The organism is Janthinobacterium sp. SUN118, assembly GCF_030397695.1.
GTDB lineage: Bacteria > Pseudomonadota > Gammaproteobacteria > Burkholderiales > Burkholderiaceae_D > Janthinobacterium.
Window position 1 is genome coordinate 2,126,208 of record NZ_JAPUBV010000001.1, and the last position, 21,841, is coordinate 2,148,048.

Sequence of the window (21,841 nt, forward strand, 5' to 3'; positions counted from 1 at the left end):
GCAGGCACTTATGTGTCTGCCGTTTTTGTTTTATCGTCTGCTGAGGCAAGGGCGCGCGCGTGCTGTTCGGCGATGCGCGCCGCCTTGCGTTTGCGTCGCCGCGAGCCCGTCAGATAGAATAGGATGGACAGGGGGATGACGCAGTACAGCACGAAGGTCATCACCCCGGCGACGATGGACGGTTCCGTCAGCGCCATGAGGCCGACGACGTAGATCCAGGCAACAGCGGTCATGAGCATCATGAGTATTGACAGTCGGTAAGAGTTTGCATGCAGTTGATCCAAAAAGTATTTATTCTTCGACGACGTTTTCACGCCTGATAAAACCGTAGCGAGCGGAAGGGAGAGGTGGCCAAGACGCGCAACCGTACGAATGTGCGGTGAGCATCGCAGGCCGCCCATGCCGACGCACAGTCGGTTTTGTTCGGCGTTCTCAATTCTTGAATGGACTTATATAGCTATGAATATGCCCGATCCTCAAATGATGACTAAAGAATGGATGGCGCAGATCAGCAATCCTGAGCAGTGGAAGACGTGGTTCAACATGGTACCGCAGCCTTCCAGCAATCCGATTGCCGGCATTTTGCAGGATGCGGGCGCCAGCATCAAGCCGGAAGCGATCGAGCAACTGAAAAACGCCTACGTGGCCAAGCTGACGGGCTTGTGGGCTGACTTTATGGCCGGCAAGACGCCGGAACTGAAAGACCGCCGCTTTGCTGCGCCCGCCTGGCATGCGAGCCCCTTGTCGGCCTTCAATGCGGCCGCGTATTTGCTGAACGCCGAATTCCTCACCGCCATGGCCGAGGCCGTGGAAGCGACGCCGCATCAGAAGCAAAAGATTGCATTCGCCGTGCAGCAAATCGTCGACGCCATGTCGCCCGCCAATTTCCTCGCCACCAATCCCGACGCCCAGCAAACCCTGATCGAGACCAAGGGCGAGAGCCTGGCCAAGGGCTTGAGCAACATGCTGGCCGACATGCAGAAGGGCCGCATCTCGCAATCCGACGAATCGGCGTTCGAGGTGGGCCGCAACGTGGCCACCACGCCGGGCACGGTGGTGTTTGAAAATGCGCTGTTCCAGCTGATCCAGTATACGCCGACGACCGCCACGGTACACCAGCGGCCCCTGTTGATGGTGCCGCCGTGCATCAATAAATTCTATATCCTTGACTTGCAGCCGGAAAACTCGCTCGTGCGCTACGCGGTGGAGCAGGGCAACACCGTGTTCCTCATGTCGTGGCGCAATCCGGACCTGAGCATGCAGCACCTGACGTGGGACGATTACGTGGAGCAGGGCGTGATCGCCGCCATATGGGTGGCGCAGGAGGTGTCGGGCCAGGACAAGCTGAATATGTTCGGCTTTTGCGTGGGCGGCACCATCGTCTCGACGGCGCTGGCCGTGCTCAAGGCGCGCGGCGAGAATCCGGCCGCCAGCCTGACGCTGCTGACGACCTTCCTCGACTTCTGCGACACGGGCGCGCTCGATGTCTTTATCGACGAGCCGCAAGTGGCGTTGCGCGAGCAGACGCTGGCCAAGGGCGGCCTGATGTCGGGCCGCGACCTGGGCAGCACGTTCTCCAGCCTGCGGCCGAACGACCTCGTGTGGAATTACGTGCAGTCGAATTACCTGAAGGGCAAGGAACCGCCCGCGTTTGATTTGCTGTACTGGAATGGCGACGGCACGGGCTTGCCGGGCCCCATGTTCTGCTGGTATTTGCGCAACACTTACCTGGAAAACAGCTTGAAAGTGCCGGGCAAGCTGACCGTGGCCGGCGAGAAAATCGACCTCAGCAGCATCGACGCACCCGCCTTCATCTACGGCTCGCGCGAAGACCATATCGTGCCCTGGGGCGCTGCGTATGCGAGCACGGCTTTGCTGAATCCGAAGAAGCCGAAGGCCAACCGTTTTATTCTGGGCGCGTCGGGCCATATCGCCGGCGTGATCAATCCCGCCTCGAAGAAAAAGCGCAGTTACTGGAGCAATGACGCAGGCAAAGGCGCCCGCACGGCGAAGGCCAAGCCCCTGAGTGCCGAGCAATGGCTGCAAGGCGCCACCGAGCACGTGGGCAGTTGGTGGCCGGAATGGGCGGCCTTCCTGGCGGAGCACGGCGGCGCCCAGGTGAAGGCGCCAGGCAAGCCCGGCAATAAACGCCACGCGGCAATCGAGCCGGCGCCGGGGCGGTATGTTAAAGTCAGGGCGGACTAGGATTGCAAGCCCTGCCGGCAGGCAAGGCCGCAGTGATCTGTGGTCTTGTCAAGAACCTACTTTTAGTTGCGTTGCAATAAATGTGGGAATCTTCGCTCCGAATGTGCAATGTAGCCATTTTCCACTCTATAATGGAAAACGTAGGCAGGTGCGAAAGCGGACCCACGTTCGCTTTTTTTTCGGATTAACTCAGTATGCGCTGCGGCGCAATAAGTGGAACTTGTGATGAGTAGTGCAAAAAAAAGTATAGACCGCCTGATTAAAAAATACCCCAACCGCCGTCTGTACGACACGCAAACCAGTTCCTACATCACCTTGACGGACGTCAAGCAGCTGGTGTTGGACAATGAGGAATTCACGGTGGTCGATGCCAAGTCCAGTGAAGACTTGACGCGTAGCATCTTGCTGCAAATCATTTTGGAAGAGGAGGCCAGCGGCGTGCCGATGTTCTCCAGCGGCGTGTTGTCGCAGATCATCCGCTACTATGGCCACGCCATGCAGGGCATGATGGGGTCCTACCTGGAAAAGAACGTGCAAGCGTTCACCGATATCCAGCACAAGTTCACGGGCACCTCGGCCGGCAGCTTCGAAGGCAAGCCATTCAGCCCGGAAATGTGGACCCAGTTCATGAATGTCCAGGGTCCAATGATGCAAGGCATGATGAACAACTATATCGACCAGAGCAAGAGCCTGTTCGTGCAGATGCAGGAGCAGATGCAGAGCCAGAGCAAGAACCTGTTCGGTACCTTCCCGTTCGTGCCGCCAGTCCCGCCAACAGACAAGAAATAATCGTCAGATGCTGGCGTATGGGGGTATTGCTGCCCATACGCCTCATTTGCGTGTATTTTTGATATCAAATCAGCGTCATTCACAGCATAGTTCTGCCAGCAAGGGGCGGCTCGGGGTACAATAGCCGATTCGCCTCACCATTTTACTAGCTGCCAACTATGTCTGAAATTCACCGTATTCCCGTTCCTTCCGCCCAGCCCGAGGCCATGCTGGCCATGCCAGGTGCGGCACCGAAAGTGGGCTTTGTCTCGCTCGGCTGCCCGAAAGCGCTGGTCGATTCCGAACAAATCCTGACCCAACTGCGCGCCGAAGGTTACGAAACGGCGAAATCCTACGCTGGCGCCGATCTGGTGATCGTCAATACCTGCGGTTTCATCGATGCTGCCGTGCAAGAGTCGCTCGACGCCATCGGCGAAGCGCTGGCCGAAAACGGCAAGGTCATCGTGACCGGTTGCCTGGGCGCCAAGAAAGATGCTGCCGGCGACGACATCATCATGAAGGTGCACCCGAAAGTGCTGTCCGTCACGGGCCCGCACGCGCTGGCCGAAGTGATGGATTCCGTGCATTTTCACTTGCCGAAGCCGCATGCGCCATTCCTCGACCTGGTGCCGCCGCAAGGCGTCAAGCTGACGCCGAAGCACTATGCCTACCTGAAAATTTCCGAAGGCTGCAACCACCGCTGCAGCTTCTGCATCATCCCATCGATGCGCGGCGACCTGGTCTCGCGCCCGATCGGCGAATTGATGATCGAAGCGGAAAACCTGTTCAAGGCCGGCGTCAAGGAATTGCTGGTCATTTCGCAAGACACCTCGGCGTATGGCGTGGACGTGAAATTCCGCTCCGGCTTCTGGAATGGCCGTCCCATCAAGACCCACATGACGCAGCTGACGGAAGCGCTGGGCGAGCTGGCCAAGTCCTACGGCGCCTGGGTGCGCTTGCACTACGTGTATCCGTACCCGCACGTGGACCAGATCATCCCGATGATGAGCGGCGGCCACATCCTGCCATACCTCGACATCCCGATGCAGCATGCGCATCCTGACGTGCTGAAACGCATGAAGCGCCCGGCCAGCGGCGAGAAAAACCTGGACCGCATCCAGGCCTGGCGCGCCATCAACCCGGATCTCACCATCCGCTCGACCTTCATCGCTGGTTTCCCAGGCGAAACGGAAGCGGAATTCGAGTACTTGCTCGACTTCCTCAAGGAAGCGCAGATCGACCGCCTGGGCTGCTTCGCGTATTCGCCCGTCGAAGGCGCGACGGCCAACGCCATCGCCAACCCCGTGCCGGAAGAATTGCGCGAAGAGCGCCGCGGCCGCGTCATGCTGCTGCAGGAAGAAATCTCGAAAAAACGCCTGCAAGCCAAGGTCGGCAAGACCGTGCGCGTGCTCATCGATGAAGTCACCCGCTCGGGTGGCGTGGGCCGCTCGTCCGCCGACGCGCCGGAAATCGATGGCGTCGTCTACGTCAAGCCGCCGTTCGAGCCGCACCGCAAGCTGGCGGTGGGCCAGTTCGTCGACGTGACCATCACCTCGGCCGACGCGCACGACCTGTGGGGCGCCGCCGAGTAAGCAGGTGTAACAGTCGTACGGCGTACAGGGCGCAAAGCCCTTACAATCAAGGCGGACCAGCAATTGCTGGCCCGCCTTTTTATTTGTCCACGCACTTAGCCGACGCCATGACCACACCAAAATCCCCGCAGACCGCGCTGATCCACAGCGATTACCAGGCGCCGCAAGGCTTTGCCGCGTTTCCGAATGCCATCCATCACGCGTCGACCGTGCTGTTCAAGGACGTGGCGGCCATGCGCTCGGGCGACTGGAAAGAGAAGAACGCCTACACCTACGGCCTGCATGGCACGCCCACCACGTTCACCCTGGAAGCGCGGCTGGCCGAGATCGAAGGCGGCACGCACTGCCTGCTGGCGCCGTCGGGCCTGGCGGCCATCGCCATGGCGGACTTTGCCTTGCTGAAGACGGGCGATGATGTATTGCTGCCGGAAAACATCTACAACCCGAACCGCGAGCTGGGACGCTGGCTGGCGCACGATTTCGGCATCACGGCCCGCTATTACGATCCGCTCATCGGTGCCGGCATCGCCGCCCTGATCCAGGACAATACCAAGCTCATCTGGACGGAAGCGCCGGGTTCGGTGACCATGGAAGTGCCGGACTTGCCCGCCATCTGCGCGGCCGCCCATGCGCGCGGCGTGCTGGTCGCCCTCGACAACACCTGGTCGGCCGGCCTGGCCCTGCGCGGTTTCGACCTGGGCGTGGACATCATCATGCAGGCGCTGACGAAATACCAGTCGGGCGGCTCGGATGTGCTGATGGGTGCCCTGATCACGCGCGAGCGCGCGCTGCACGAGCGCCTGGCGCAGGCGCACATGCGTCTGGGCATGGGCGTGGGCGCGGATGACGCCTACCTGGTGCTGCGCGGCCTGCCCACCATGAAGCTGCGCTTCGACGCCCACGACGCGGGCGCGCGCACGGTGGCCGCCTGGCTCAAGGGCAGGGGCGAGATCGCCACCGTGCTGCATCCGGCGTTCGCCGATTGTCCGGGCCACGCCATCTGGCAGCGCGACTTCACGGGCGCGGGCGGCCTGTTTTCCGTGCTGTTCGATCCCCGCTACACGGAGGCGCAGACGGACCGCTTCGTCGATGCCTTGCAGTTGTTCAAGATCGGCTACAGCTGGGGCGGCGCCAACAGCCTGGTGATGCCCTACCGTATCGCCGCCATGCGCAAGGGCTGGCAGCTGCCGGGCCAGCTGGTGCGGCTGAATGTGGGGCTGGAAGATCCGCAGGACTTGATCGCCGATATCGAACGGGCGTTCGCGTCGATGTAGTGGAAGGGCGGCAGGTGGGGCGCCTGCCGCGAACGCGCCTTACATGGGTACGGGGGTATTGTTGTTCAGGTCGAGGAAGCCGCGCAGCAGGCGGTAGGCCTTCCACAGCCATGCCACGCCCCAGACGACGAAGGCCAGCGGAATGCCGATGATGGTGATCCACAGCACGGCGCCGACGACGATCCAGGCCACATACCACCAGAAGGAACGGATCATCCAGCTGTGATGGCTGTATACAAAGGTCCCGGCCGCTTCATCGCGCTTCACGTAATTGATGATGAGCGGAATGAAGGAAAAGGCGCCCAGCGAAAACACGAAGCTGGCGCCATGTATCAGGTACAACCACCAGGCCAAATTCTTGGTCTGCTGGAGTTTGCTATCGAGAATAATCTCTTGTGACATGGAGTCTCCCTTGCTTGGTCAGGTTTTTATTGTAGCAAGCAATGTTGGCACGGGGGGCGATCCATGCATGGAAAAGGCGGAATGAATTGGTGAAATCAGATACGACGACGATGGCCGCGCGCGCGCGCCGGTGGCTGCGGCGCGCCTTGCCGGCGCTGCTGCTGTGCGGCGCCGCGCAGGCGGGCATGCTTTCCGCTGCCCATGCCGCCGGCGGCACGCTGCAGGCCGATATGGCGGCCGGCTTGCAGGACGAGGCGCTGGCAGGCGCCGTGTGGAGTGAAATCCTGCCCGACGGGAGCATGCGCATGGGCGCGGCCGGCTTGCGCGATGCGGCCAGCAAGGCGCCCATGCAGGCGGACACGCGCGTGCAGGTGGGCTCCGTGGCCAAGGTGGCGCTGGCGCTCGGCGTGTTGCGCCTGATCAGCGAAGACAAGCTCACGCTCGACACGCCCGTGCAGCAGGTGCTGCCCGAGCTGGCGCTGAAAAACCCGTGGCAGGCCAGCGACCCCGTGCGCATCCGCCACTTGCTGGCGCATACGTCCGGTCTGGACAATGTGCGCTTCTGGCAGGCGTTCAGCCTGAAACCGGCGCCGGATACGCCGCTGGCGGCCGCGTTTGACGGCGGTGGCGGCCTGCTGCGCGTGCGCGCCCGTCCCGGCAGCCGCTATGCGTATTCGAACATGGGCTATGGCTTGCTGGGCATGGTGATCGAGAAAGTCACGGGCCAGCCATACGAGCGCTATCTCGATGCGCAGCTGCTGCAGCCGCTGGGCATGATGGACAGCACGTTTACCTTTGTCACGCAAATGAGCACGCAGGCGGGAACGCAGGCCGACCCGCGCCTGGCCATGGGCCACTTCGAACGCGGCGTGGCGCAGGCGGTCGTGCCCCAGTACCTGCGCCCGGCCACGCAGTTCACCACGACGGCGGCCGACATGGGCAAGCTGGCGCAATTCCTGATGGGCGACGGCCAGCTGCAGGGCAGGCAGTTCATCGACCTGGCCCTGTTGGGCGCCTTGTCGGAGCCGGCCGGCACGGACGCGGCGCAGGCGGGCCTGGAAACGGGACATGGCCTGGCGCTGGCCGTGCGCGACCGCCACAATGTGGTGGGCGCCTGCCATCCTGGGACGGGCGTGGGTTTCCGCGCCATGCTGTGCATCTACCCGGAACAGAAAAGCGCGTTTTTCGTGGCCGTCAACACGGATGCGGAGCAAGCCGACTACGAACGCTTCAACCGCCTGCTGCTGCGCGACCTGGGCTTGCCGCTGCGCGCGCCGGCCGCGCGCGGCATCCCCGCGCCCACGGTGGAAAATTGGCAGGGCGTGTATGTGCCGTCGCCCAGCCCCATGGCCAGCATGGCCTGGGTCGACGCCGTCTTCGGCTTCACGCGCCTGAAATGGGATGGCGAATCGCTGTTCCTGATTCCATTCCAGGGCGAGCCGAAGGAGCTGGAGCCGGTGGGCGGCTTCCTGTTCCGCGCCAGCGACCGCAGCGCGCCGTCGCACGTGCTGCTGCAGGAGGAGGGCCGGCATGTGCTCAGCGACGGCTTGCGCAGCTATGAGCGGGCGTCGATGCTGCGCATGCTGGTGTTGTGGGGCAGCCTGGCGCTGGGCGCGGCGGGCTTGCTGTACGTGCTGCTGGCGGGCCTGTATCGCGCCGCGCGCCGCACCCTGGGACGTGGCGATCACCTGTTTGCGCCGCTGCTGTCGTTGCTGTCGCTGGCCTTGCCGCTGCCATTTTATTTCTTCCAGTCCTGGCTGCGCCTGGGCGACGTGACGGTGGCCAGCGTGTTGCTGGCGCTGGCCACGGGCGCGCTGCCGCTGGCCATGGCCTTTGGCCTGGCGCGCTGCTGGCGCAGCCGCGGCACGGCGGCGGAGGCGGGCACCCTGGAAAAATGGGACTGGGTCGCCTTGCTGGCGGCCCTGCAACTGCTGCTGGTGCTGGCCTGGTGGGGCTTGCTGCCGCTGCGCATGTGGCAGCTGTAGGGGGACAGACGGCAAGTCTGTCCGACTGCAATTCTGCCCGGTTGTAGGCCTGTCCGGCGGTCAGTCTGTCGCTTTGCCAGCCGGTCCGCCGGTCAGATCCAGCCTGCCAGCAGGCGGCGCCACCAGCGTTGCGCCGGCCTGGCCTGGGTCCCATGTCCGGCGCGCTTGGCGCGATAGCTGGCCGCCGCCATCTGCAGGCCGATGCGGTCCATCGCCGCCATCGCGTCCGCTTCCTGCGCCGACAAGCCATGCAGCAGCGCTTGTGCATGCGGCGCCAGCAGGAAGGCGCGGCGCAAGGCGTCGTCCGTGTACAGCTGCGCCAGGTAGGTTTCCAGCGCAGGGGAACTCATGCGTTTCGCCCCGCGCGCAAGGCCGCGCGCGCCAGTGCCAGCTGGTCCAGCACATGCGCGAACGACGGGTAATTGCCGTCGCGTTCGACGATCACCGTCAGCGGCTGTGGCGCATGGCGCGCCAGCAGGGTCAGTAAAGCGAAGACGGCGGGCGGCACGTCGTGCAGATGGTCGTCCAGCAAGCGCCTGCCCGCGCCGTCCGGCTGCTCCACCCAGTGGCCGCCGCTCAGGTGCACGGCGCCGACCCTGGCCAGGGGCAGGCGCAGCAACAGCTCTTCCGGCGCCTCGCCAAAATTGACGGCGTTCGCATACAGGTTGTGCAGGTCGAGCAGCAGCGGCACTTGCGCGCCGTCGACGATCTGCGCCAGCCATGCCGCTTCGTCCATCGTGCTGGCCGGCGGCTGGACCAGGGTGGCGATGTTTTCCATCAGCGGCGCGCTGCCGACGATGCGCGTGGCCAGCGCGATATTGGCGATTGCGCCGGCGGCGCTGTGCGGCGTGCGCGGCGGCGCCGCCAGGTGGCCGATTTCGACGCCGCCGGCGCGCACAAAACTCAGATGCTCGGACCACGATTCGGCTTGCACCTGCCGCATCAGGCGCGCCATCGCGTGCAGGCGGCGCGGATCGGCGGGTATCGTCGACGCCAGTCCCATGCCGACGCCGTGCAGGCTCAGCGGGACCTGGCGCGCCAGGCTGCACAGCGCGGCGATGCCGGCGCGCGAGGCGCGGTAATAGTCGTCGGCGATCACTTCCAGCACGTCGATGTGCGCCAGATTCGACAGGATGCCGGCTGCCAGTTCGCCGCGCCAGCCCAGACCGACGCGGTCCGGTGCTACCGCCATGCTAGCTGCCACAGCCGCCGCCACCGCCGCACCCGCCACAGCCGCTGCCGCACGACGAACCGCCGCCGTCGCCGCCCGATGAAGAGTCGCCGGAACTCGAACTGCCCGATGCACTGTCGCCGCCGCCGTTGCCGGACCGTGGCGCCGGATACAGTTCGGCGATATACGTGTACACGGACAGCGGCAAGGCGCCGATGCCGAAGATGGCGGCCAGCAGCGCCATGTCGGCGCTGCCGTCGCCCGCCTTCAGGCGCGACGAACGCATGTTCAGCCGGCCAAACAGCATGCGCAGGTCGGCCAGCAGCCGCTGCGCGCTCCAGCTGCTCGTCCGCGTGCGCAGGCTGCGCAAGATCAGCAGGAAGAGCGCCAGCAGCAACGCCAGGAACAGCAGGTTGTAATGCCCGTTGGCGATGGCGACGATGGCCTTGATGGCGGCCACCGCCAGCAGCAGGTAATGCGCGATCCCGGTGATGCGCGCGCGCCGGCGCAGCAGCGGCGGCCCGACCAGCAGTTCCTGCTGCGTCAGGGTCTCCAGGTAGGCGCGGCACGCGGGCAGCGTCGCGGCCTGCACGGCCAGTTCCTTACTGTGGCCCTGGCGGCCCAGGAAGAGCCGCAGCACGTCGCGCTCGATGTCATGGCTGGCGAAGCGCAGGCTGTCGGCGCTGGCCGTGGCCAGCAGCGGCCCTGCGGCGCGCAGCAAGCCGCGGTCGATCAGCACGATGGCGGCGATCTTCACGGCTTCGAGCGCGCCGCCGCGCAGGAAGGCGATACGGTAGGGGTCCTCGGCGAGCGTCAGCTGGGCATGCGGATTGCGCAGTTCCTGGCGCATCAGCAGCTCGCGCACGAGGTACAGCACGAGCACGCCGAAGAGCAGGTAGGCGAGCAGGAACCACGGCCCGCTCCAGTAAAACGGATTGAGGCCGTTCACCGCATCTGCTCCGCGTGCTCGCGCAGGCGTTCGGTAATGGCCATCAGGCCGGTAAAGGCGGGCAGGGCCTGCCCCGGCGCCAGGCGCGCCGTTTCGCGCGCCGTCGACATGGCTTGCAAGGCCGCGTGCAAGGCAGGGTCACCCAGCCCGTCGACAAACGCTTCGAGCGCTTGCTTGCCGGACAACGGCGCCAGGTCGTCCAGCTGCGCCAGTGACGCCGCCGCCGAGCGCAGGGGGCCGGCGGCGTCGGCGATGGCGCCGGCCAGCTGTTCCTCGTTCAGGCTGAGGAGCAGATAGCGTTCGCGCATGCGCAGCTGCTGGTTCAGCAGTACCTGCCGCAGGCGGCGCAGCACGGCGTCGCGGCTGGTGTGCAGGCTGGCGAAAGGATCGACGCCATGCAGCACCTGGTGGCGCGCGATGATGTCGGCGAACTTGACGGCGAAGGCGTCGGCCGCCTCCGCCAATTCGCTCTCGAGCAGGAACATCACCTGCAGATCGATGGCGGCGTGCGCCATGCGCAAGGGCCCGCGCAGCGCATCGGCCGCTGGCGGCGCAAAGCGCTTGAGCAGCAACAGCAGGTTGACGTCGGACGTGGCGCGCAACTGGCCGTCCGCGGCCGAGCCAAACAGCACGGCGGCGGCGAGGTCCGCGCCGAAGGCGTGGTGCGCGGCGGCGACAAACAACGCCAGGTGGCGTTCTATCTCTTCTGGCAACGATGGCGGCATGCGGTATTCTTTCACGGTGGACAAGCTCGGTATGCACAAGTTTGCAATATAGCAAAAATATGCAACCGTGCGCGCGCCGCCCGCTACCTTGCCATCTGCCGCCAGCCCAGGCCAACTCAGGCCGGCACCAGCTCAGCTCAGTACGTTGAGCAAGCCATCGAGGCCGACAAAGTTCAGCGCCACGTCGGCCTGCGAGCGCACGACGGGCTTGGCGCGGAAGGCCACGGACAGGCCGGCGATGCCCATCATCTTCAAATCGTTGGCGCCGTCGCCCATGACGATGGCCTCGGACGGGGAAATGCCCATCTCCTTGCACACGCGTTCCACCGTGCGCTGTTTTTCCTCGGCGTCGACGATGCCGCCCAATACCTTGCCCGTCAGCTTGCCGTCGACGATTTCCAGTTCGTTCGCGTGCGTGTAGTCAAGGCCCAGGCGTTCCTTCAGGCGTTCCGTGAAGAAGGTGAAGCCGCCCGACACCAGCAGGGTTTTCAGGCCCGCCTTCTGCACGGCCGCCAGCATGGTTTCCGCGCCGGGCGACAGTTTCAGGCGCTCGTCGTAGACGCGCTGCAGGGCGGACGCATCGAGGCCTTCGAGCAGGGCCACGCGCTGCGTCAGGCTGGCGGCAAAATCGAGCTCGCCGCGCATGGCCGCTTCCGTGATGGCCGCCACTTGCGGCTTCAAGCCTTGCATGTCGGCGATTTCATCGATGCATTCGATGGTGATCAGGGTCGAATCCATGTCCATCGCCACCAGCTTGAACTCGGCGAGTTCGCGCTGGCCCATCATGTAGGTGGCGTCCAGCTGCGCCGCCTGCGCCGCCACTTCGATGGTGGGGCGCAGCGCGGGCGAATAGGCGATCTTTTCGCAGCGCACGGCGTTCGGCCCCAGGCGCGTGATGGACGTCGGCGCGGCCAGCGCGGCGATGCGCTCGAGGCGGGCGCTGTCGCCGTCCAGGCCCTGCAGGATCAGATTCATGGTGATGGTCTTGGTATTGGTCATGGGTCAGCCCTGCATAAATGGTATGAATAGTCTAAACCGTCAATTGCTTGATGGTGGTCTTGATCTGCGTCACGCGCGCGGCCAGGTCCGGCATGGCGGCCGTGATTTTCAGCTTGTCCTGGCCATGCAGCTTGATGTGGCGGTTTTTCTGGATCAACTCGATGATGCGCATCGGGTCGATGGGCGGCTTGGCCATGAATTGCAGAGTGGCCGCCTCGCCATGCACGTCGATCTTGACGATGCCCACGGTCTTGGCCGCGATGCGCAGGCGGTGCGTCTCTATCAGCGCCTTCACCGGGTCGGGCAGCTTGCCGAAGCGGTCGATCAGCTCTTCCTGGATATCGTCGATCTTGTCCTGCGTGGCGCAGTTGGCCAGGCGCTTGTAGATCGACAGGCGCTCGTGCACGTCGCCGCAGAAATCGGCCGGCAGCAGGGCCGGCACGTGCAGGTTGATTTCCGTCGTCGACGCCAGCGGCGCCGCCAGGTCCGGCTCCTTGCCGGCCTTCAGCGAACGCACGGCTTCGTTGAGCATGTCCGAATACAGCTGGAAGCCGATCTCCGTCATCTCGCCCGACTGGCTCTCGCCCAGCACCTCGCCGGCGCCGCGGATTTCCAGGTCGTGCATGGCCAGGTAAAAGCCGCTGCCCAGCTCTTCCATCTGCTGGATGGCGTCCAGGCGGCGCTGCGCCAGTTTTGTCAGGCCCTGCACGTCGTGCACGAGCAGATAGGCGTAGGCCTGGTGATGCGAGCGGCCCACGCGGCCGCGCAGCTGGTGCAGCTGCGCCAGGCCGAACTTGTCGGCGCGGTGCATGATGATGGTGTTCGCCGTCGGCACGTCGATGCCCGTCTCGATGATGGTCGTGCACAGCAAAATGTTGAAACGCTGGGCGACGAAGTCGCGCATGACCTTTTCCAGGTCGCGCTCGTGCATCTGGCCGTGCGCCACGGCGATGCGCGCCTCGGGCAGCAGTTCCGTCAGCATGGCCAGGCGGTTCTGGATGGTTTCCACCTCGTTGTGCAGGAAGTAGATCTGGCCGCCCCGTTTCAGTTCGCGCAAGCACGCCTCGCGGATGATGGCTTCGCCCTCGCTGCGCACGAAGGTCTTGATGGCCAGGCGCTTTTGCGGCGCCGTGGCGATGATGGAAAAGTCGCGCAAGCCTTCCAGCGCCATGCCCAGCGTGCGCGGGATCGGCGTGGCCGTCAGCGTCAGCACGTCCACTTCCGCGCGCAGCGCTTTCAGCGCTTCCTTCTGGCGCACGCCGAACCTGTGTTCCTCGTCGATGATGACCAGACCCAGTCGGGTAAACTTCACATCGTCCGACAGCAGTTTGTGCGTGCCGATGACGATGTCGATGGTGCCGTCGGCCATGCCCTTGAACGCCTGCGTGATTTCCTTGCCGGTGCGGAAGCGCGACAGCTCGGCAATGCGCACGGGCCAGTCGGCGAAGCGGTCGGCGAAGGTTTGCGCATGCTGTTCGGCCAGCAGGGTGGTGGGCGCCAGGATGGCCACCTGCTTGCCGCCCATGACGGCGATGAAGGCGGCGCGCAGCGCCACTTCCGTCTTGCCGAAGCCGACGTCGCCGCACACGAGGCGGTCCATCGGCTTGCCCGAGGTCATGTCCTTGATGACGTTATTGATGGCCTCGGCCTGGTCCGGCGTCTCGTCGAAGCCGAAGCTGTCGGCGAAGCGCTGGTAGTCGTGCGCCGAGAATTCGAACGAGTGGCCCTGGCGCAGCGCGCGGCGCGCATACAGGTTGAGCAGCTCGGCGGCCGTGTCGCGCACCTGTTCGGCCGCGCGCTTTTTTGCCTTTTCCCACTGGCCCGAACCGAGCGAGTGCAGCGGTGCGTCTTCCGGCGAGGCGCCCGAATAGCGCGAGATCACATGCAGCTGCGACACGGGCACGTACAGCTTGGTGTCCTTGGCGTATTCCAGGTGCAAAAATTCGGTTTCGCCTTCGCCCAGGTCCATGCTGGTCAGGCCCATGTAGCGCCCGATGCCGTGGTTGATGTGCACCACCGGGTCGCCGATCTTCAGCTCCGACAGGTCGCGCACCATCGACTCGACCTGCGTCACGCCTTCCTGTTTCTTCGTGCCGACCCTGCGGCCGGAACCGGCATACAGTTCCGTCTCCGTGATGAAGGATAAATTACCTTCCGGCGTGAACAGTTCGAAGCCCGCGTGCAGCGGCGCCACGCCCAGCATCAGCTTGGCGTCGGATTGCAAAAAGCCGTCGCAGCCTTCCACCGGCGTCAGGTGCAAATCGTATTCGGTGAAGTACTGCTGCAGGGTTTCGCGGCGGCCATTCGATTCGGCGCAGATCATCACGCGGCGGCCCGATTGCAGCAGGTAGCTGCGCAGGTTGGCCAGCGGATCGTCGGCGCGGCGGTTGACGGCGATGTTCGGTACGGGCGCCGACAGTTCGGACGCCAGCGCATCGTTGGACTTCGTGATGGCCAGGCGCGGATACGGCTTGGCCAGGCCGAAGAACTGTTCATCCGAGAGGAACAGCGCTTCGGGCGCCAAAATGGGCCGCTCGCGGTCCGCCTTTAAAAAGCGGTAGCGCGACTGCGTATCGGTCCAGAAGCGCCCGATGGCGGCGTCGATGTCGCCCACCAGGGCCAGCGAGGCGTCGGGCGGCAGGTAGTCGAAGAGGGTGGCCGTCTGCTCGAAGAACAGGGGCAGGTAGTATTCGATGCCGGCCGAGGCGATGCCGCTGCTGATGTCCTTGTAGACGACCGAGCGCGAAGGGTCGCCTTCGAACTGCTCGCGCCAGCGGTTGCGGAAGGTGGTGCGCGCCGCCTCGTCCATGGGGAATTCGCGCCCCGGCAGCAGCCGCACTTCGTGCACGGGATACAGCGAACGCTGGGTGTCGGCGTCGAAGGTGCGGATGGTCTCGATGGTGTCGCCGAACAGGTCGAGCCGGTAGGGCAGGGCCGAGCCCATGGGGAACAGGTCGAGCAGGCCGCCGCGCACCGAGTATTCGCCGGGCGACATCACTTGCGAGACGTGGCTGTAGCCGGCCAGGGTCAGCTGCGACTTCAGCCGCGCCTCGTCGAGCTTTTCGCCCTTCTTGAAGAAGAAGGTGTAGGCGGCCAGGAAGGATGGCGCCGCCAGGCGCACCAGCGCCGTGGTGGCCGGCACGATCAGCACGTCGCACTGGCGGTTGCCGATTTCGTGCAGGGTGGCCAGGCGCTCGGACACCAGGTCCTGATGCGGCGAAAAGGCGTCGTAGGGCAGGGTTTCCCAGTCCGGCAGCAGGTGGCAGCGCAGTTCCTTGCCGCCAAACCAAGGGATTTCATCGAGCAGGCGCTGGCCGTCGCTGGCCTGCGCCACCACCACGGCCAGCATCTGGCCGCGCGCCTTCAATGCCAGCGCGGCCAATGCCAGCGCATAGGCGTCGGATGAACCATACAGGGCGGGCAGCGCATAGCGGCTGCCGGGCTTGGGGAGGGATTTTGTTAAGTCTAAGGACATGCAGGCGACGACGCTAGTGGCAGAGGCAGTTGAGTGGGACGGCTGTGGTGCGCGCAGCGCCGCCAGTGACGGCGCCGACAGGCAAGATTATAGACCATCGCCTCTATCCCCGCGCTTGAGAAAACCGTCGCGAGCGGCGCTGATTCGTGGTCAGGAAGCGCAAGCGTACTTTCGCGCGGTGAACATCGCAGGCCGCATAGCGCGCCGCGCGGCAGGTTTGATCAGGCGCGGGCATTGGCGATGCCGAACGGGACATGCACCATCGGTATCGTGCCGCCCGCCGATTTCAGATGGCTCATCTGGTCATCGAAGAAGATATGCGGCTTGAACACGGCCAGCACGCGCGACTTGTCCATGCCGCCGAGGAAAAACGTCTCGTCGGCCGCCACGCCCCAGCTTTTCAGCGTCGTCACGACGCGCTCGTGCGACGGGGCGTTGCGCGCCGTGATGATGGCGATGCGCAGCAGCTTCCTGTAGCCGGGGTCGCGCCGCTGCGCCTTTTCCTCCAGGCGCTGCATGGTGGCCAGCTTCTGGAACAGGTCGGCCAGCGGACCGGGGCGGTGCGGCGTGCCCACGTTCAGGGTTTCGTGGGCGTGGAATTCATCGACGTCGTTGTTGCGCTTGAACACGGTTTCCGCTTCGTCGTCGGCGATCACGCCGTCGAAATCGAAGGCCACGCGCAGCTCTTCGTCGCTGACATCGTCTTCCGTGCGCGACGGCAGCACCAGGCCGGCAGGGTAGCCGCAGTCCAGCGCGCTGCGCACGTCGTCTTCATTGGCGCTGAGGAATAGCGACGCGTTGAAGGCGGGCAGGTAGGGATACGGCGACTGGCCCGTCATGAAGGCGGCGCGCGAGATGTCGAGGCCGTAATGGGCGATCGAGTGCATGACGCGCAAGCCCGTTTCCGGCGAATTACGCGAAAACAGCACCACTTCCACGGGCGACTGGCGCGGATAGTGCTTGTTGATGTTCAGGAAGCGGCGGATGAAGGGGAAGGCCACGCCCCGCGGCAGCACCTCGGCTATATGCGCTTCCTGATACTTGCGGTATTCCTCGGGGCCGCTGTCGAGGTAGACCTGGTGCGACTCGGACAGGTCGAACAGCGCGCTCGAGGCGACGCCGATGACCAGCTTGTGTTCGATAGGATAAGCCATGGTGTGCCTGTTGTTTGCTTGTTGACCATCTTATACGACTATTAACTGCGTAGCCAATAGCGGCACGCCGCGATTTTTTGCACCAAAGCGGGGCGTCGGATGGATTTTTGATGCCACTGTGCAAGGTGCGCCACAGTCAGGAAATAAATATTGTCTTGTATCAAGTATGTAACAGTCAGCGCCCGCATTTTCCACTATGCTTCCTCTTATGAAATCTCGCCAATTGTAACGAAGCGTACGCCCCATCCCCGCCACCTTTATACAAGTGTCAGCTGTTTTACTCGAACATGCCAGCCCCAACCTCGCCAGCAGTTATCGTGACTTTATAAAGGACCTAGCCATGTTTAAGAATTTACTGATCAAATGGAAGTTGGCGACGCTCGTCGCCGTGATGATGGCGGCGCTGCTGGTGGTGGGCATCTGCGGCTATACGGGCATCGCCACCGTGGGCGATGCCGTCAATGAAATCGGCGTGGTGCGCCTGCCGTCGATCCAGGGCTTGCTGATGATCAACGAAGGCCAGACGGCCGTCGCCGCCGCCACCCTGACGGCGGCCATCTATGAAAACAATTACCAGGCACAGGACAAGTTCGCGGAAGCGCTGCAGCTGCGCACCAAGGCCTGGACGAATATCGAGGCGGGACGCAAGCTGTACGAGCCGCTGCCGCAGACGCCCGAGGAAGCCGTGCTGTGGAAGCGCTTCCTGGACGAGTGGACGGCCTGGAAGGCGGACGACGACAAGGTGCGCGCCATCCTGCGCCAGCTGGCCGACAACCGCGACGAACAGCAGCAAAAGACCCTGTTCGTGGCGTTCTACAAGCAATACCAGGATTCGCGCAGCCTGTTCAGCAAGGCCGAGGGCAGCCTGAACGAAATCATCAAGCTCAATAACGGCGTGGCCGAGGCCAGCGTGAAGGCGGGCGGCGCGGCCGTGGTCCGCTCGGAAAGCCTGATGCTGATCCTGGCGCTGCTGGCGTCGGCCGTGGGCATCGCCTGCGCCGCCTACATCACGCGCGCCATCACGCAACCGATCAACTCGGCCGTGAAAGTGGCGCAGACGGTGGCCTCGGGCGACCTGACCAGCCATATCGACGTGCAGACGACGGAAGAAACGGGCCAGCTGCTGCAGGCCCTCAAAGACATGAACACGAGCCTGGTGAGCATCGTCGGCCAGGTGCGCAGCGGGACGGACACCATCGCCACGGCCTCGTCGCAGATCGCCAGCGGCAACCTGGACCTGTCTTCGCGCACGGAAGAGCAGGCCAGCTCGCTGGAAGAGACGGCGTCGTCGATGGAAGAACTGACCTCCACCGTGCGCCAGAACGCCGACAACGCCCAGCAAGCGAACCAGCTGGCGCGCAGCGCCTCGGGCGTGGCCGTCAAGGGCGGCGAGGTGGTGGGCAAGGTGGTCGAGACCATGGATGCCATCAACGAATCGTCGCGCAAGATCGTCGACATCATTTCCGTCATCGACGGCATCGCCTTCCAGACGAATATCCTGGCCTTGAACGCGGCCGTGGAAGCGGCGCGCGCGGGCGAGCAGGGGCGCGGCTTCGCCGTCGTGGCGACGGAAGTGCGCAATCTGGCCCAAAGATCGGCTGGCGCAGCGAAAGAAATCAAGACCCTGATCGGCGACTCCGTCGTGGCGGTGGACGCGGGCAGCAAGCTGGTGGCCGAGGCGGGCAGCACGATGGCGGAAATCGTTTCCAGTGTGCAGCGCGTGACGGACATCATGGCGGAAATCAGCCTGGCCACGCAGGAGCAAAGCTCGGGCATCGACCAGATCAACCAGGCCATCGGCCAGATGGACCAGGTGACGCAGCAGAATGCGGCCCTGGTGGAAGAGGCGGCCGCCGCGGCCGAATCGTTGCAGGAACAGTCGGGCCAGCTGGCCGGCGTGGTCAGCGTCTTCAAGCTTGACGGCATGCAGGCAGCGCCGGCGCGCGTGGCGGCGACGGCGAGCAAGCCGCGCATCGTGGCGGCGCCCGTGCGCGCGGCCGCGAAACCGCGTCCCGTGCTGCGCGCCGTGCCGTCCGGGCACAAGAACGCATCGCGCGATGACGAGTGGGAAGTATTCTGATCGTGGGATAGGGGGACGGCGGCCTTGCCGCCGGCCCGATACGGGACGGCCGCCTTGCGCGGCCGTTTTGCATCCTAGGGCGTTGCCGGCGGCGCCAGTTCGTACGCACCCAGCCTGCGCTGTTCGTCCGGCGTGAAACTGGCGTCGCGCAGCTGCTGTACGGCCGTCGCGTCCTGCGCGCCGCCGGGCAGGCTGGCCTTTTGCGCCTGATAGGCGATGATGCGCTGCTGCCATTGCGATTCTTCGCGGTCCAGCTCGGCCAGACGCGCCGCCGCCGCCGGCGTGAACGTGCTGGCGCGCAGGCGGTAGACTTCATTCTCGCCGCCGCCCTGGGCCCGCAGCGCCTGCACCGAGGCGTCCAGCTTGGCCACCTGCAGCGGCGCGTCGCGCGCGGCGCGCTGGGCCGGCGACAGCTGCTGGTCCAGCGCCGCCAGTTTCGCCTGGCGCTGCGCCTCGTCCAGCGTGGCGTCGCCGAGTATCGTCATGCGCGCCACGGCATCGTCGTCATATGCATCGCTGGCGCCGAACAGGCCCGCGCTTTCCTGCGCCGTAAAGTAATTGCCGCGCAAGGCCCGCATGGCTTGCAGCCGCGCGCGGGCCGCCATGGCGGGGTCGGCTTGCGCGGGCAGTGCCTGTTCCGCGCCAGCCAGCGCCTGCTTGTAGTCGAGGTAAGCGCCCAGCAGGCGCTTCGCTTCGCGCGCGGGGACGGGGCTCAGGCGCTGGTCCAGCTCCGCCTCGATCTGGCTGCGGATGGCGGCCAGCGGCTTTTCGCCCAGGCCCGCCAGGTAATAGTCGAACAGGTGACCCAGTTCCGCGTCGACCACCAGCTTGTCGCCGGCGGCCACCGTCACGTTGCCGTCGGGCCGCGTGCCTTCCATCGAGCGCACGAACGCGAACAGGTCCGGCTCGGCCTTTTCCGGCGGCGGGGCCGGCGGCTCGCCCGGCCGCAGCACCAGATACAGGGCCAGGGCCGCCACGCCGCCCGTCATCATCCATTTCGCGTTCGTGCGCATCGCCGTCTCCTTACAGTCCCAGGCCTTGCAGGCGGTTGGCCTGCTGGCGGAAGACGGTGACGGGGCTGGTCTCGAACAGGTTGACGATGCCGACGAACTGGTTGACTTCATCGAGATGGTTCATGGCGTAATCGTCGCGGATCACCTTGCCCAGGTGGCTCGAGCAGCTGCTGACGAGGCCATCGTTCTTGGCGCCGCCAAAGGCCAGGCTGATGGCGGCCAGCAGCGGGTCGCCCACGTCGAGCACGTTCGTGTACGGCTGCGCGCCGCTCCACGAAAAGTAGTGCACGCCCTGCACCTGGTAGGCGCCTTCACCGCAGGCCGTGGCCGGGATGCCTTGCGGATGGCGGCTGTTGAAGGCCAGCGAACCGGCCGTGGACAGCGAGGCCAGCGAGGCGCCCGCGTTTTGCGGCAGCCCCTTGTTGCCCGACAAAATGCCGATCAGGCTGGCGAGCGCATTGCCCAGCGCGCCGCTCGTGTTGGGGGCCGCGCCGATGAGGATGTCGGCCACCTTCGAACCCTTGTTGACGCCGGCCACGCTGGTGACGGAAGCCACCAGGTCGGGCCGCACGGACGCTACATAGCGGGCCGTGGGGCCGCCGTGGCTATGGCCGATCAGGTTGACCTTGGCCGCGCCCGTGGCGGCGAGGATTTGCCGCACCTGCGACAGCAGCTGTTCGCCGCGCACTTCCGTGCTGTTGGCGGCCGACACGGTGGTCACATAGACTTGCGCGCCGCCGCTGCGCAGGGCGGCGGGGACGCCATAGAAATATTCGACGGGCCCCAGCTTGTCGAAGCCGAACAGGCCGTGCACGAGCACGATCGGGTATTTCGTTTGCGTGTAGCCGGCCGCGCTGGCGCTGCCGGGCAGGATGGCGATGGCGAGGAGCAGCGTGGATAGTAGTTGCCAAAAGCGAGTCTTCATTTTGTCTCCGTTCTTATTAATAGTCGATTGAATTAATAGTGGAAATGTCGATGCTGTAGTGATTACCCGTGTGCCCACTGCACATTCTGTCGATGCATGAAATATAGCGAGCGCTCGGTTTTTTAAATGTAGCACCGCTGGATTTAAATTGCATTTAAATTGCATGATGCAGCGCAATATCTGTGCGCATTCATCGTTGCTTATGCACTCATTGCATAGTTGAAAAGTAAAATAGTTGTTTTCCTGAGCTATAATCGGCCCCGCATCAGCCGTCCCGCCGTCTTGCAGCGCCGCCCAGGCACTGTATTTACACCGCTCATAACCGTTACTTGGGAATGCACTTGTCGACCCATTTTAATTTCGAACAGTTTCAGCAGATGACGCCCTTGAATGGCGAAAACATCTGGGAATATATTCTTGACCGCCACGCGGGCCGTATCGGCGTCAAGCGCCGCAAGCCGGCGCTGGAAAATCTCGAACGCATCTTCGGCGCCACGTTCCGCCTGGCCAATGACGTCGGTTTCCGCGCCATGAGCTTGCGCGACCTGTGCCGCGAGACGGGGCTGTCGATGGGCGGCCTGTATGGCTACATCACCAGCAAGGACCAATTGGCCGAAATGATCGAGGACGTGGTGCGCCACGCCACGCAGGCGTTGCCGCTGCTGTTCGCCGACGTGAAGTCGCCGCTGGACCGCCTGGAAGCGATGATACGCTCGTCGATCTACCTGTCTGAAGTGCTGCAGCCGTGGTTTTACTTCGTCTTCATGGATTCGCGCGTGCTGCAGGTGGAGCAGCGCAGCATGGCGAAGAACTCCGAACTGTTCGTCCAGACCCTGATCGCCGCCACCATCGCGGAAATCGAGCCGAAGCCGCATGGCGATCCCACCTTGCTCTCCGCGCACTGCCTGGCCCTGTTCCAGGACTGGTACGTGAAACGCTGGAAGTACCGCGCCGCGAAAGTCAATGTCGACGATTTTGCCGATAGCGTGGTCAGTACGGTGCGCAGGTATTTGAGCATGAGCGGCGAGGTAGGTCGGACTAGCGCAGCGTAATCCGACACGCACGGACGGCGGCTCATGCCGGGTTACGCCGTTCCGGCTGACCCGGCCTACGCGAACTGCCCT

Annotated in this window: 18 protein-coding genes; 7 read left to right on the top strand and 11 right to left on the bottom strand. The window is 64.4% G+C overall.

The features are described 5' to 3' along the window. Window positions 1-8 precede the first annotated feature (8 nt). A complete protein-coding gene (locus tag O0880_RS09615) occupies window positions 9-242 on the bottom strand; it encodes a hypothetical protein (protein ID WP_289886184.1) in 234 nt (77 codons plus the stop codon). A gap of 238 nt (window positions 243-480) precedes the next feature. Between O0880_RS09615 and phaC the strand changes: the two genes are divergently transcribed. From phaC to O0880_RS09635, 4 genes are all read left to right on the top strand, one after another. Beyond that, window positions 481-2,205: a class I poly(R)-hydroxyalkanoic acid synthase gene (phaC, locus tag O0880_RS09620; protein WP_289886185.1), complete on the top strand. Its 1,725-nt coding sequence runs from the start codon at window positions 481-483 to the stop codon at window positions 2,203-2,205. Between the two features lie 225 nt (window positions 2,206-2,430). After that, a complete protein-coding gene (phaR, locus tag O0880_RS09625) occupies window positions 2,431-2,994 on the top strand; it encodes a polyhydroxyalkanoate synthesis repressor PhaR (protein WP_071323205.1) in 564 nt (187 codons plus the stop codon). Window positions 2,995-3,209: 215 nt separating this feature from the next. Then, the gene (rimO, locus tag O0880_RS09630) at window positions 3,210-4,565 is read left to right on the top strand and encodes a 30S ribosomal protein S12 methylthiotransferase RimO (protein WP_171985160.1); all 1,356 of its coding nucleotides are present in this window, start codon (window positions 3,210-3,212) and stop codon (window positions 4,563-4,565) included. A 107-nt stretch (window positions 4,566-4,672) separates the two neighbouring features. Continuing rightward, window positions 4,673-5,839, top strand: coding sequence for a cystathionine beta-lyase (locus O0880_RS09635; RefSeq protein WP_289886186.1), 1,167 nt, complete (start codon window positions 4,673-4,675; stop codon window positions 5,837-5,839). Window positions 5,840-5,878: 39 nt separating this feature from the next. Here the strand turns inward: O0880_RS09635 and O0880_RS09640 are convergent, their stop codons facing one another. Beyond that, window positions 5,879-6,241: a hypothetical protein gene (locus O0880_RS09640; RefSeq protein WP_071323208.1), complete on the bottom strand. Its 363-nt coding sequence runs from the start codon at window positions 6,239-6,241 to the stop codon at window positions 5,879-5,881. An 89-nt stretch (window positions 6,242-6,330) separates the two neighbouring features. Here O0880_RS09640 and O0880_RS09645 point away from each other — a divergent pair, with 89 nt between their 5' ends. Then, entirely contained in the window at window positions 6,331-8,226 is a 1,896-nt protein-coding gene (locus tag O0880_RS09645) for a serine hydrolase domain-containing protein (protein WP_289886187.1), read from the top strand. Window positions 8,227-8,318: 92 nt separating this feature from the next. On the opposite strand, the gene O0880_RS09650 is transcribed toward O0880_RS09645, so the two are convergent. The 7 genes from O0880_RS09650 to O0880_RS09680 form a co-directional block, all read right to left on the bottom strand. Next, entirely contained in the window at window positions 8,319-8,576 is a 258-nt protein-coding gene (locus O0880_RS09650; protein ID WP_071323209.1) for a hypothetical protein, read from the bottom strand. Then, window positions 8,573-9,418 (bottom strand): DUF692 family multinuclear iron-containing protein, encoded by an 846-nt coding sequence (locus tag O0880_RS09655; protein WP_289886188.1) that lies wholly within the window; start codon window positions 9,416-9,418, stop codon window positions 8,573-8,575. Before O0880_RS09655 ends, O0880_RS09650 begins: the two co-directional genes overlap by 4 nt. A gap of 1 nt (window position 9,419) precedes the next feature. After that, complete coding sequence (locus tag O0880_RS09660; protein WP_289886189.1) at window positions 9,420-10,346, bottom strand: TIGR04222 domain-containing membrane protein; 927 nt, start codon at window positions 10,344-10,346, stop codon at window positions 9,420-9,422. Beyond that, complete coding sequence (locus O0880_RS09665) at window positions 10,343-11,071, bottom strand: hypothetical protein (protein ID WP_289886190.1); 729 nt, start codon at window positions 11,069-11,071, stop codon at window positions 10,343-10,345. Before O0880_RS09665 ends, O0880_RS09660 begins: the two co-directional genes overlap by 4 nt. Window positions 11,072-11,203: 132 nt before the next feature. Next, the gene (gene serB, locus O0880_RS09670; RefSeq protein ID WP_289887333.1) at window positions 11,204-12,046 is read right to left on the bottom strand and encodes a phosphoserine phosphatase SerB; all 843 of its coding nucleotides are present in this window, start codon (window positions 12,044-12,046) and stop codon (window positions 11,204-11,206) included. A gap of 55 nt (window positions 12,047-12,101) precedes the next feature. Beyond that, entirely contained in the window at window positions 12,102-15,545 is a 3,444-nt protein-coding gene (gene mfd, locus O0880_RS09675) for a transcription-repair coupling factor (protein ID WP_289886191.1), read from the bottom strand. Between the two features lie 221 nt (window positions 15,546-15,766). Further along, window positions 15,767-16,699, bottom strand: coding sequence for a 5'-nucleotidase (locus tag O0880_RS09680; RefSeq protein WP_289886192.1), 933 nt, complete (start codon window positions 16,697-16,699; stop codon window positions 15,767-15,769). A 340-nt stretch (window positions 16,700-17,039) separates the two neighbouring features. Here O0880_RS09680 and O0880_RS09685 point away from each other — a divergent pair, with 340 nt between their 5' ends. After that, entirely contained in the window at window positions 17,040-18,779 is a 1,740-nt protein-coding gene (locus O0880_RS09685; RefSeq protein WP_289886193.1) for a methyl-accepting chemotaxis protein, read from the top strand. Window positions 18,780-18,853: 74 nt separating this feature from the next. Here the strand turns inward: O0880_RS09685 and O0880_RS09690 are convergent, their stop codons facing one another. Continuing rightward, window positions 18,854-19,792 (bottom strand): lipase secretion chaperone, encoded by a 939-nt coding sequence (locus O0880_RS09690; protein ID WP_289886194.1) that lies wholly within the window; start codon window positions 19,790-19,792, stop codon window positions 18,854-18,856. A gap of 10 nt (window positions 19,793-19,802) precedes the next feature. Continuing rightward, window positions 19,803-20,717, bottom strand: coding sequence for a triacylglycerol lipase (locus O0880_RS09695; RefSeq protein WP_071323219.1), 915 nt, complete (start codon window positions 20,715-20,717; stop codon window positions 19,803-19,805). A 335-nt stretch (window positions 20,718-21,052) separates the two neighbouring features. Here O0880_RS09695 and O0880_RS09700 point away from each other — a divergent pair, with 335 nt between their 5' ends. Beyond that, the gene (locus tag O0880_RS09700) at window positions 21,053-21,769 is read left to right on the top strand and encodes a helix-turn-helix domain-containing protein (RefSeq protein ID WP_083411741.1); all 717 of its coding nucleotides are present in this window, start codon (window positions 21,053-21,055) and stop codon (window positions 21,767-21,769) included. The last annotated feature ends 72 nt before the right edge of the window (window positions 21,770-21,841 follow it).

Bases quoted from the DNA above. Each gene is read 5' to 3' on its own strand.
- O0880_RS09615 (WP_289886184.1), bottom strand. From the start codon at position 242: ATGATGCTCATGACCGCTGTTGCCTGGATCTACGTCGTCGGCCTCATG.
- phaC (WP_289886185.1), top strand. From the start codon at position 481: ATGATGACTAAAGAATGGATGGCGCAGATCAGCAATCCTGAGCAGTGG.
- phaR (WP_071323205.1), top strand. From the start codon at position 2,431: ATGAGTAGTGCAAAAAAAAGTATAGACCGCCTGATTAAAAAATACCCC.
- rimO (WP_171985160.1), top strand. From the start codon at position 3,210: ATGCCAGGTGCGGCACCGAAAGTGGGCTTTGTCTCGCTCGGCTGCCCG.
- O0880_RS09635 (WP_289886186.1), top strand. From the start codon at position 4,673: ATGACCACACCAAAATCCCCGCAGACCGCGCTGATCCACAGCGATTAC.
- O0880_RS09640 (WP_071323208.1), bottom strand. From the start codon at position 6,241: ATGTCACAAGAGATTATTCTCGATAGCAAACTCCAGCAGACCAAGAAT.
- O0880_RS09650 (WP_071323209.1), bottom strand. From the start codon at position 8,576: ATGAGTTCCCCTGCGCTGGAAACCTACCTGGCGCAGCTGTACACGGAC.
- O0880_RS09655 (WP_289886188.1), bottom strand. From the start codon at position 9,418: ATGGCGGTAGCACCGGACCGCGTCGGTCTGGGCTGGCGCGGCGAACTG.
- O0880_RS09665 (WP_289886190.1), bottom strand. From the start codon at position 11,071: ATGCCGCCATCGTTGCCAGAAGAGATAGAACGCCACCTGGCGTTGTTT.
- serB (WP_289887333.1), bottom strand. From the start codon at position 12,046: ATGAATCTGATCCTGCAGGGCCTGGACGGCGACAGCGCCCGCCTCGAG.
- mfd (WP_289886191.1), bottom strand. From the start codon at position 15,545: ATGTCCTTAGACTTAACAAAATCCCTCCCCAAGCCCGGCAGCCGCTAT.
- O0880_RS09680 (WP_289886192.1), bottom strand. From the start codon at position 16,699: ATGGCTTATCCTATCGAACACAAGCTGGTCATCGGCGTCGCCTCGAGC.
- O0880_RS09685 (WP_289886193.1), top strand. From the start codon at position 17,040: ATGTTTAAGAATTTACTGATCAAATGGAAGTTGGCGACGCTCGTCGCC.
- O0880_RS09690 (WP_289886194.1), bottom strand. From the start codon at position 19,792: ATGCGCACGAACGCGAAATGGATGATGACGGGCGGCGTGGCGGCCCTG.
- O0880_RS09695 (WP_071323219.1), bottom strand. From the start codon at position 20,717: ATGAAGACTCGCTTTTGGCAACTACTATCCACGCTGCTCCTCGCCATC.
- O0880_RS09700 (WP_083411741.1), top strand. From the start codon at position 21,053: ATGCACTTGTCGACCCATTTTAATTTCGAACAGTTTCAGCAGATGACG.